At 53.6% G+C, this 1,808-nt stretch carries 1 protein-coding gene; it reads left to right on the top strand.

Translation table 11 applies throughout. From position 1 onward, the window contains the following. Positions 1–139: 139 nt before the first annotated feature. Positions 140–1,777 carry an IS1634 family transposase gene (locus tag MAF45_RS11210; protein ID WP_237980736.1) on the top strand — a complete coding sequence of 546 codons (1,638 nt, stop codon included), beginning with the start codon at positions 140–142 and terminating at the stop codon, positions 1,775–1,777. Positions 1,778–1,808: the final 31 nt, after the last annotated feature.

The following is a 1,808-nucleotide window of genomic DNA, read 5'->3' as shown; positions in this document are numbered from 1 at the left end:
CGTAAATTCCGCAAAATTTATAACTAGTTAAGAGCAAAAATATTTTTGATTTCAGTCAATTAATCCCTCGAAAGAGGGTTTATTTTTCGGAGAAAACACAGTATAATTATAACTATATAGAATTGATTTCTGTTCTGCCATGACTGAGATTCCTGAAGGAGCCCTGCTCCAAAAATCCAAAAACGGAGTTTCCTACGTCTTCTTTCCGTCGTATTACTACGACAAGAACGCTACTACCCATAACAAGGAAAAACAGCGGCGGCTCTACATTGGCAAGGTGGTCAACGGCCATTTCATTCCCAACAAGCGCTACAAGGCGAACCCACGCCTTTCCGCCAGTGACGCAGGGAAGGAGCTGGCCGAAACGATCGATCTTTCAAAGGTCGTCAGCCGCAGCGTCGGTGCCACGTCTCTGCTCACCGCCCTTGCCGAAAAGGTCCATTTAAAGCAGGATCTTATCGATGTCTATGGCGAGGAAACAGCCCTGCAGCTTTTGTCTCTGGCTCTTTTCATGGTCATCGAATCAAACTCTTCACTGTCAATCTATCCGCAGTGGCAGCCCAGATTCCGAGTGCCGTCGGATGCAGCGCTGCCGTCGCAGGCTGTCAGCAGGCTGCTGATGAAAGTGGGGCAGGATCAAAGCGCCCTCCACAGGTTTTTCCATGCCCGGACTACGCATGTCAGGGCCAAAGAGTTTCTCGCCTACGACAGCACAAAAATCGCTTCAACTTCAAGGAACATCGATGACGTCAGGTGGGCTCCGAGCAAGCAGGGAAACTTCCAGCAGGAAATCGGCCTGGCGATTCTTTGCGGGCAGAAAAGCCGCATACCGGTCATGTTCCGGGTCCTGCCCGGAAACATTCCCGACGTCAAAACGGTTCACGACCTGATCTGCCGCTGGGACGATTTAGGCATCACCAGAGACGCTGTCGCCGTACTCGACAGGGGATACGACAGCTGTGAGAATCTGGCCGAGCTCTGCCGGTCGTCCGTCAAATTCATCGTCGGGCAGAAGACATCCATGAGGCTGGTCAGGGACTGCATTGACGCAGACATGCCGAAATACTGGGAATCAGCGCATTACATGGGCGAATACGGCCTGTTCGGAGTCACCCGCAGGGTGATGATTCCAGACAGCAATGGAGACGAGCATCCCGTCTGGGTGCACACCTTCCGCAGCAACAGCAATGAATCCCTGGGCATGGAGCTCATGGACAAAAAGCTCAGTGAATATGAAAAGGCCTGGGCTGACGGCACAGCCAGCGCAACAGCCCCGATTCGGGGGCTGTTCATGCCTTCCGAAGGACGTCCCGGCGACGGTTCGGTGCTGGCCAGGAATTTCCCGGCCATCGACAAGGCCGTGCGCTACAGGGGATTCTTCGCGTTTGCCAGCAACAGCGTCAGCAGCGCCCAGGAGACCCTGTCCATTTACCGGGGACGGGATTGCGTTGAAAAAACTTTCTCCAATCTTCAGACAGGCCTGGGGTTCGCCGCTGCGGGGGTGCACCGGGATGACACGCTCAAGGGGAAGCTTCTCGTCTGCATGATTGCACTCACGATGGTGGCGGCGCTTTCCTACGAAATGGAAAAAGAGACGGAAGTCAACGGGGTTAAGTACCCGAGGCTCTACGAACAGTATTCGCTCAGGCAGCTGCTCAACGAGCTGATGAACATCCAGATGTTCTCCGGGGAAGGCATCACTCCCCGGCTCTCCGAAATCACGCAGAAGCAGCTGCAGATATTTGACCGCGTGGGTGTGCCAAGGCCATCAATCTGACCTACACAGTATAAATTTTGCGGATTTCACG

Source organism: Mesosutterella porci, assembly GCF_022134585.1.
Lineage (GTDB): Bacteria > Pseudomonadota > Gammaproteobacteria > Burkholderiales > Burkholderiaceae_F > Mesosutterella > Mesosutterella porci.
This window is presented reverse-complemented; position numbering and strand designations above follow the sequence as displayed.

What these genes read in the sequence shown, in the direction of transcription:
- MAF45_RS11210 (WP_237980736.1), top strand. Translation starts at nt 140, where the DNA reads ATGACTGAGATTCCTGAAGGAGCCCTGCTCCAAAAATCCAAAAACGGA.